The sequence below is a fragment of the Lutispora sp. genome (assembly GCF_041687175.1).
Classification (GTDB): Bacteria; Bacillota; Clostridia; order Lutisporales; family Lutisporaceae; genus Lutispora.
The window spans coordinates 1-9,148 of sequence record NZ_JAWLCK010000108.1 but is presented as its reverse complement, the minus strand read 5'-3'; the positions used below and the strand labels follow the sequence as shown (position 1 = coordinate 9,148).

The 9,148-nt window shown below is 36.4% G+C and carries 7 protein-coding genes; all 7 read right to left on the bottom strand.

The features are described from left to right. Positions 1 to 269 (bottom strand): hypothetical protein (locus ACESM9_RS12625; protein ID WP_372999204.1); only part of this gene is annotated, 269 nt, incomplete at its 3' end. After that, positions 229 to 2,889, bottom strand: a complete 2,661-nt coding sequence (locus ACESM9_RS12620) for an AAA family ATPase (RefSeq protein ID WP_372999201.1) — start codon at positions 2,887 to 2,889, stop codon at positions 229 to 231. The genes ACESM9_RS12625 and ACESM9_RS12620, both read right to left, overlap by 41 nt. A 98-nt stretch (positions 2,890 to 2,987) precedes the next feature. Beyond that, entirely contained in the window at positions 2,988 to 3,893 is a 906-nt protein-coding gene (gene ftcD / locus ACESM9_RS12615; RefSeq protein WP_372999198.1) for a glutamate formimidoyltransferase, read from the bottom strand. Positions 3,894 to 3,965: 72 nt separating this feature from the next. Next, on the bottom strand, positions 3,966 to 4,787 hold the full coding sequence (locus ACESM9_RS12610) for a methyl-accepting chemotaxis protein (RefSeq protein ID WP_372999195.1): 822 nt from the start codon (positions 4,785 to 4,787) through the stop codon (positions 3,966 to 3,968). A 68-nt stretch (positions 4,788 to 4,855) separates the two neighbouring features. Next, positions 4,856 to 6,538, bottom strand: a complete 1,683-nt coding sequence (locus tag ACESM9_RS12605) for a formate--tetrahydrofolate ligase (protein WP_372999192.1) — start codon at positions 6,536 to 6,538, stop codon at positions 4,856 to 4,858. A gap of 143 nt (positions 6,539 to 6,681) precedes the next feature. After that, a complete protein-coding gene (gene hutH, locus ACESM9_RS12600) occupies positions 6,682 to 8,205 on the bottom strand; it encodes a histidine ammonia-lyase (protein WP_372999189.1) in 1,524 nt (507 codons plus the stop codon). An 85-nt stretch (positions 8,206 to 8,290) separates the two neighbouring features. Further along, on the bottom strand, positions 8,291 to 9,148 hold an 858-nt coding region (locus ACESM9_RS12595; RefSeq protein ID WP_372999186.1), incomplete at its 5' end, for a BCCT family transporter.

Sequence of the window (9,148 nt, the reverse complement as noted above, 5' to 3'; positions counted from 1 at the left end):
TCCGCTTTTATTCTGAATACTAGACCTATTTCGTAAGGGTTTTTAATTTTCCTCGAGTATTCATCTGCTCTTTTTAAACTTTCCAAAGCTTTTTTATGATAGCCCTCGGTTATCAGGATAAGGGTCATATATCCTTCTGCTATGCCCCTGCCCCATATGGAATCACTTTTATTATATACCCGAATAGCCCTGAGGAAATAATCTTTAGCCCTTATATAGTCTCCTGCATCATAAGCTGCTTGTCCTGCCCTGGTACAGAAAATTGCCAAGCTGCCCCCCCTCTATTTTATTTTCACATAGGGATATGGCTTTATCATAGTATTGCAAAGATCTTTGGAATTTCATGTTATACCTTCTGATATCTCCCAGATAGCTGTATGCTGCAGCTATATGCATACAGTATCTATCTTTGGAATCATCAATAGAAAGAAATTTATAAATGCACTGATTAAGCAATTCCTCTGCATATTTATATTCCTTGTTCATAATTTTATATAGTCCGTATAGTCTTAGGAACATAGCAACATCAGCATTTAAACCATATTCTCTGGCCATGTTCAATCCAACTTCAACATTGTCTTTCATAGCCCTCATATCTCTGGTTTGTATCCCATAGTAAACTAGTTGTCTATACCCTTTTAGAAGATGATCAATATCATTAATTCGAAGAGAATTATTAATCATTTCTCTTATGAGTTCAATGCCTTTTTCATACTGTCCCTGTCTAATAAAATGTCTTCCTTTCATATGATAAAAAGCTATTTCTAGCTTTGTTATCTCCTCTGTATCAAGAAGTGATTTCCTAAGCTTTGCTAATTGTTCTTCTATATTGTTTATATATTTGTAACTGTCATCCTTACTGAGACAAGGATTGTTAACACTCTTTCCTCCGCTTTCATACAATATAGGAAAAAGTTCATGGTTAACATCAAGATAAAAACTTGCTAATTTTATATTATATTTCAATGCTGATTCAATATCACCGCATTTTGAAAAGTGATAAATCAGTTTGGGATATAGAGCTATATCTCTGTTATCCCCTGTCAAATTGTTCTCCAACAATCTTCCGATTCTGTTATGCAGTATCTGTCTACGGCTTGTAGACTGCATGTTGTATATAAACTCTCTTAGCTTTTGATGGGTAAACATGATTAATGGGGGAAATTTATTACTTGATTCTTTTATAATAAACCTCTTCATCAAATCATCAAGTATATCCAAGAGCTTCAACTTGTCCATACCACTTATTTCAGCAAGAATATCCACGGATATGTAATCGAAAAATATTGATGCTATATTCAGTATTTTAAATCCATCTTCACTTACTCCAATAAACCTGCTTTTCAATATGTCGTTCATTCTTGTGGACATCATATCCATTTCCCTGTTTTCACGCAAAGAGTTTATATATTCCACTATAAAAAAGGTATTTCCTTCTGTTTCTTGATATATTTTTTCATATATATCATCCTTTAAGCAGTGATGTGGCAGTGCTTTCTTAGCAAAATCAATAACTTCCTCCTTTGTAAACCTCTCCAGCTCTACCTTTCTCATCCTACCATGTCTGCTCATATCAACAATGAAATCTTCCACTCTTTGGGAATAACTATTCCTGCATGTGGTCACAAACAGAATTTTTTTATCAAGATGAAGCATCATACCAGCCAAGAGGGTTATACTCAAATTATCCATCCATTGTATATCATCAAATATAATAATAGCTTTCTTAATCCTTGAAATCTCTCTAAACAAACTAATTATAGTTTCTTCCAGCAATTTCAACTTCAATGAATCTCCTTCAATATTTATAGCAGATTCATATTCTAAACCACTTAATACCAATGAAGGAAAAAAAGCTTGAATTATTTCGCTCCACAAAGGCGGAATTAAAATTTTCTCTTCCTCAATTATGCTGGCTGCTTTGGTCAAGATTCCTGCCCAAGGTCTTAGTGGGAATTCTTCTTCTGCTTGATAACAGTTTGCTTCCAGTATAAAAGTGTCCTTCTGATCTATTTCTTCAAGGAATCTGTCTTTTAATGTGGTTTTTCCTATTCCCGCTTCTCCTACAATAATAATTGAACTATAATCTTCATCGTTTATTAAACTGGAATAATTGCTATTCAGTATGGCTAGTTCCTGTTTTCTTCCATAAAATATCTTTTGTTCTTTATTTATTCTATATGTTTCAGTACAACTTCTTTTCTTTTGTATATTTTTATATAGAGTTCTAGTTTTAATATCAGGAATAATACCCAAATCCTTATTTAACTTCTCACAGAGCTTGCCATAGACATCTGAAGCTTTGTTATACATATTCATTTCCGAGAGGGTCTTTATCAGTACTCTATAGGCTCTTTCATCATATTCATCAATTTCAATAAGCCGCCTTGCACACTTCTCTATGCTTTCATAATCGCCCTTTGTATAATCTTCTTTTATCTTTTCATACAATTTTTGCACATAGATGCTTTTATACTTTTCCCTAGAACTAATTATCCAATTTTCTAAAATCTCTTCATCTTTTACAATAAATCCTTGGAGAAAATCCCCTGTATATGCATCAATCCATTCATCATCACTTAAAAGCCTTTCCAAATCAGAGCATGATTGAACTTCAGAATTAAGCATAACTATAGAATTATTAGGAGAAATGATTGCATCCATATCAAGACTTTTTTTAATATAGTAAAGTGCATTTCTTACATTTTTTCTTCCAGTTTGAGGGTCGGCCTCAGGCCATAATAGGCTGGCTAACTCTTCCCGCGACGCTTCTTTGTTTACAAAAATATAGTAAAATAGCGCCTCAAACTTTCTGGATGGAAAAACAATTCTTTTGTCTTTTATAAATACAGCTGGGGTACTAAAGAGCCTTACATTCAACAGGTCCATAGTGCCACCTCCCGGCAAAACCACACATTGTCATTAGATTCTAAAAAGCTCAGACATTATGTCCGAGTCTTTTTAGCGATTTCTATTTACTTTTTTCATTACTCCATAAGTCTTGTTTCAAGAATCTGATCCATGCTGAAATTTTCTACACCCAGATAGTAAACAGCTGTATCTATCAAAGCTTCCATTGGAATAGTACCTACTATCTCGCTTCCTATTGGATGTACTCCAAATCTTCTGGCTTCAATTTTAATCAACTCGTAAGCTCTATAGAGGGCTGTTTTTGTATAGTCTGTCATGTTCATAGAAACCTGGACTATACCTCTATCAGTCAATTCAACAGCTATGGCCTTGCAGAACCTCAAACCTCCATTGAGATGCCTTATGTTTTTCGCAATCTGAGCAGCGATTTCCTTATTATTTGTATTCAAATTTACATTGAAAGCAACCAATGGCATTCTTGCGCCTATAGCAGTAACTCCTGCAGTTGGATGAACTTTATCAGGACCAAAATCCGGCTTCCATTCAGGCTGCATCAATTTTTCTGCCATACCTTCAAATTGTCCCTTTCTTACAGTTGCCAAGTTTTCTCTTTCAGGAACAGAAGCTGATTTTTCATATAAAAATATAGGTATATTATATCTCTCAGCAGCTTCTTTAGCCACTATTTTTGAGAACTCTATAACTTCAGTCATGCTCACATTTTTAACTGGTATAAATGGAACTACATCTGTAGCTCCCATTCTGGGATGTTCTCCCTCATGCTTTGTCATGTCTATAATTGAAGTTGCAACACCAATTGCTTCGAGTACAGCATTTTTCATTGGTTCCATCTCGCCAACCACTGTTACAACGAGTCTATTATGGCTTTCATCTGAAGAATAATCCAATAGTTTAAGTCCTTCCTTTCCTCTGAATGAATCCATAATCTTCTCTATTTTCTCTTTATCTCTTCCTTCGCTAAAGTTCGGTACACATTCAATAAGTTTTTTATCCATAACCATAAAAAAACCGCCTTTCTTGAGTCATTCATATTCCAATATATATCATTATAATACTAATTACTGCATCATGTCTTAAATATCTTTAGATAAACTTAATAGTTCCTCAGCCATAGAACTTAGAGATATTATAGAGGAACTAATTTCTTGAATTGAAAAAGCTAACTGTTGCAAAATCCCTGCTATTTTTTTGCTTTCTTCACACATAGTTTGGTTTCCTGTATTAATTATTTCTAATGTTCCATTTATTTTTTTAGTGGATTCGCTGCTGCTCTCTGCTAATTTACTTACTTCACTGGCAACGACTCTAAATGTGGCTCCTGCTGAACCTGCCCTTACAGCCTCTATTGTCGCATTCAAGCCTAACATTTTTGTTTGCTTAGCAATATTATAGATGAAATTCAACACATCATCCGTTTTACTCACATTATCTAAGTTGTCATTTGCTAGATTTTCTATGTTTACAGCTAATTCAGCTACCTGATCTGTTGCTGATGATATTTCTTCCATGGTTGCTGTTATTTCTTGCATGGTAGAAGTAAGGCCGCTTGCCATGTTTATTAATTTTTCTCTTCTATCAATAGATTCTGCAGCCGTAATAGCCCCAACTACCTCTCCTTCTGAGTTCATAACAGGGAGACTGCAGGCTATATAAGGTATACCAAAAACCTCTCTAGGTACTTCCTTTACAGTTTTTTCTTTTTTTTCTATAGCTATTGCTGTAGCCCCGTTCTCAGGTATTTTTGTTCCCTCTTTAGCACCTAAATCAAAACCATTTGTATAGAAACATGCAACGCATTTTTCTCTATCATATATGCCTACATTAAAATCTTGAGAAACTAATTGAATAAAATACGGCATAGCTTCTGTCAATGTTTTTAAAATATCAACTGACATGTAGCTCATCCTTTCTACAGCACTTTACTTCATTATACTATTAAAGCGTCCAAGAATCGTCAAAAAATTTAAAATAATCCTTTAACTACACCATTTTTATCTACATCAATAAATTCTGCAGCAGGAACTTTAGGTAATCCCGGCATTGTCATAATATCTCCTGTAAGACATACAATGAATCCAGCGCCTGCAGATATTCTTATCTCGTTAACTGTAATTTCAAAATTCTTTGGTGCTCCCAAAAGCTGAGGATTATCTGATAAGGAATACTGGGTTTTGGCCATGCATATAGGAAGCTTGTCCAATTGTAATTCTTCTAACTTCTTAATCATCTTCAGTGCTTTAGGTGAATATTTTACCCCGCATCCTCCGTATATTTCCTTGACTATGGCATCTATTTTTTCGGTTATGGAAGCTTCAACTTCGTACAGGTGATTGAAGCATGGCTTTTCAGTTTCAATGAGTTCAACAAGCTTTTCAGCCATTTCTCTTCCTCCTTCGCCGCCCTTTTCCCATACCTCATTTAGGACAGCTGCAACGCCATATTTCTGGCATATTTTCAACAGCAAATCAATCTCAGCTTCTGTATCCATTGCAAATTTGTTTATAGCTACCATGACAGGAAGTCCAAACTTCTTTATATTTTCTATCTGCTTTGCGAGGTTTTCAAAACCTTTACTCAGCGCATCCAGATTCTCTTTGCTAAGCTCTGTCTTAGCTACTCCTCCATGCATCTTTAGGGCACGAATAGTTGCAACTATTACTACTGCATCAGGTTTAAGATTCCCATATCTGCATTTTATGTCAAGGAATTTTTCAGCACCCAAGTCCGCACCGAAGCCTGCTTCTGTAACTAAATAATCTGCAAGCTTTAATCCCAATCTGGTTGCAATAATGCTGTTGCATCCATGTGCAATATTTGCAAAAGGTCCGCCGTGGATTAAGGCAGGAGTATTTTCCAAAGTTTGAACCAGATTAGGTTTAATTGCATCCTTAAGCAGAAGAGCAGCAGCTCCATCAACTTTTAAATCCTTTACAGTTACCGGTTTATCATCCATGTCATAAGCAACTATCATATTGCCAATCCTCTTCTTCAGGTCCATCAAGTCTGTAGACAGGCAGAGAACTGCCATAACTTCCGATGCTACTGTTATTGTAAATCCATCCTGTCTCACAAACCCATTGGCCTTGCCTCCAAGTCCTACAACAACTTCTCTTAATGCTCTGTCGTTCATATCAAGAACACGTTTCCAGACAATCTGTCTGCTGTCGATTCTCAAAGAATTTCCTTGATGTATGTGATTATCTATTGCAGCTGCTATAAGGTTATTGGCAGCAGTAATAGCATGCATATCTCCTGTAAAATGAAGATTAATATCCTCCATAGGCACAACCTGAGCATAACCACCGCCTGCTGCTCCCCCTTTTACTCCAAAAACTGGGCCAAGAGATGGTTCCCTTAGAGCTATCATTGCTTTTTTTCCGATTTTATTCAAGGCTTGTCCCAATCCAACTGTGGTTGTAGATTTCCCTTCTCCTGCAGGAGTTGGAGTTATAGCTGTTACTAATACAAGCTTGCCATCTTTCTTGTTTTCCAGTCTTTTAAATATATCCAGTGATACCTTTGCTTTGTATTTCCCATATAGTTCAAGCTCGTCTTCGAGTATTCCCCATTCTTTTGCTATGTCACGAATGTCTTTCATATTGGCTTTTTGTGCTATTTCAATATCGCTTGGAAAAGTTTTGTTCATTAATATAGCCTCCTTTAATAAACTTCTTATCTATATTCTAATTTTTATCCGTCCTATAAGTGTCAATATTTGTAGATTTTTGGCCATAAGAAAAACGCCTATAAATATTGTTGATTTAATATTTATAGGCGTTTTATTTAACACTATTTTATCTCACCCACAATATCTTCTACGATACGTAAAATATCACCATTGTGTATTAACTCTCTCAGTTTCTCTATATGGGGGTACAAATACATATCTTCTTCCATTATAGGTACAGTTTCTGCAATTTTGTTATACACAGCATCTGTAGCACTGCTTCTTTTAAGCTTTTTATCTAAGTATTGATAGGATTGGTATGCGGACAATAATTCAATGGCAAGTATATATTCCAGTTTTTCCGCGATGGCAACCGCTTTCTTCGCAGCGTTATAGCCCATGGCTACATAGTCTTCCTGGTTTCCGCATGTAGGTATATTGTCTATTACAGATGATGTACATAATATCTTCATGTCATTTAATAATCCTGCCTGAGTATATTGAGGAATCATTAGCCCTGAATTCAATCCTGGATTATTGACAAGGAACCAAGGATTTTCAGATAGATTGCCATCAATAAGTCTGTTATTTCTTCTTTCCGACATCTTTGCCACCATTGTAGCCGCCATGGCAGCTGAATCCATTTCCAAACCTACAAAGGATGAATCAGGATTACCTCCGGATATTGCCTCTCCATCTCCATTTTCGCCCCAGACAATTGGATTGTCGGTGCAGCTGTTCATCTCAATTTCCAATGTCTTCAGAGCATCATAAAGAGTTTTCTTGGCGGCTCCATGTAGTTGAGGAATACATCTTATGGATAATGCATCCTGTAATCTATAATGATAGTATTCCTTTGCTATGCCGGAGTCATGAAGAATTCTCCTGAGATTTTCTGCTGTCTCCTGCTGCTCCTTATGACCTCTGACACTCATCAGTCTTTCATCAAAAGCTCTGACGGTTCCTTTTGATACTTCCAATGTCATAGCACCTATTATGTCTGCTGTCTTTACTGCCTTTATAATGTCATACAAAGCTATTGCCGCCATTGCAGTAACTCCAGTGGTGCCTGAAACCAATATCAAACCTTCTTTATAGGACAGCTCATATTCGTTCAAGCCATGTTCTTTAAGAATTCTTATGGCATCAACAATCTGCCCTTCATAAATCATTTTACCTTCGCCCATTACAGCCAAAGCTATATGAGCTTCCGGAGCCAGATATCCTACTGAACCTTCTTTAGGTGCATAGGGTATCAGATTCAAATTGAGAAAATCTTTATACCTGCTTAATGTTTCCAGCCTTACCCCACTATAGCCTCTTCCTGCATTTTGAAGCACCATCAGCATGGTTCCCCGTACCTCTTCTTCACTCATAGGCTGACCTACTGATGTTGAATGGGTTATGATTATATTTCTCTGAAGCTTTACAGCATCTTCTTTGGATATTGTTCTTGTGCTATTGGCTCCAAAACCGGTTGTTATTCCATACATTACCCTGCCTTCTTCAACCCATCTCTCCACCAAGTCCCTGGATTTATTAACTCTTTCCTTATACTCCTCGGTGAAATCTATTTTTTGTCTATTTCTCACCACATCCATAAATGATTGCAGTGTTATAGGATTTCCTATATGAATTTTGCTCATAATATCCATTTCTCCTAACCATTTAAGTCTTTTATTGGATAAAACCTAGAAGAACAAGTCTTCTAGGTTTTATCATGCAATATGTTTACTCCTCTATCTTATCTACAAAGAACATCTTTATTACAGCAGCTATTTGCAAGATGTATATGAATAGTACAACGAAACCTCCTGCTGTAGCTAATGCTTTAACACCTTCAACACCTTGCTCCTGTCCTCCAAAGGCTGCCATAATTATAGCTATTATTCCGATAACTACACTCCACAATACTCTCAAATATGCAGGCGGTTCTGTTCCAATTGGAACGTCCTTTATGCACATGGAAGCTATATCAGTTGCAGTTGCCTGAGCTGCTGTTATAAAGGATACAGCTATTATAAACAGATTTACAGGTACTATGATTGTACCCAGACCAAAGGGCAAGGATTCTATGAACTGCCATAGAGCAGATATAGCATCATTGTTTACAATTGTTCCAACCAAATCAGCCTTTCCTGCCATTTGCATTCCTAATCCTGATCCGCCCCATACTCCGAACCAGATAATTCCGAATATGCTGGGTAAAACAAAGTTAACTGCCATGAATTCTCTAATGGTTCTTCCATGAGAAATCATTGCCAAGAATATTCCTGCAACAGGTGCATATGCTATCCAGCAAGCCCAGTCAAACAGAGTCCAGGATTGTGTTAATGCTGCTCCTCCTATGTCAATAGGATCAAGACCCCATAGCCAGAAGTTATGCAACCACTCAGCCATGCCCGCTGTAACTGTTCTAATCATAAATAGCTTTGGACCTATTATTACCAACAGCAAAAGCAATCCATAATAGAAATAAGCATTTAGACTTGCTATTTTCTTCATTCCTTTATCCAATCCCACATATGAGGAGAAGGTATATAAGAATATAATTACAATACCAGTAATTATAAACAAGGGTAAGGTCTT

Bases quoted from the DNA above. Each gene is read 5' to 3' on its own strand.
- ACESM9_RS12620 (WP_372999201.1), bottom strand. From the start codon at position 2,889: ATGGACCTGTTGAATGTAAGGCTCTTTAGTACCCCAGCTGTATTTATA.
- ftcD (WP_372999198.1), bottom strand. From the start codon at position 3,893: ATGGTTATGGATAAAAAACTTATTGAATGTGTACCGAACTTTAGCGAA.
- ACESM9_RS12610 (WP_372999195.1), bottom strand. From the start codon at position 4,787: ATGTCAGTTGATATTTTAAAAACATTGACAGAAGCTATGCCGTATTTT.
- ACESM9_RS12605 (WP_372999192.1), bottom strand. From the start codon at position 6,538: ATGAACAAAACTTTTCCAAGCGATATTGAAATAGCACAAAAAGCCAAT.
- hutH (WP_372999189.1), bottom strand. From the start codon at position 8,205: ATGAGCAAAATTCATATAGGAAATCCTATAACACTGCAATCATTTATG.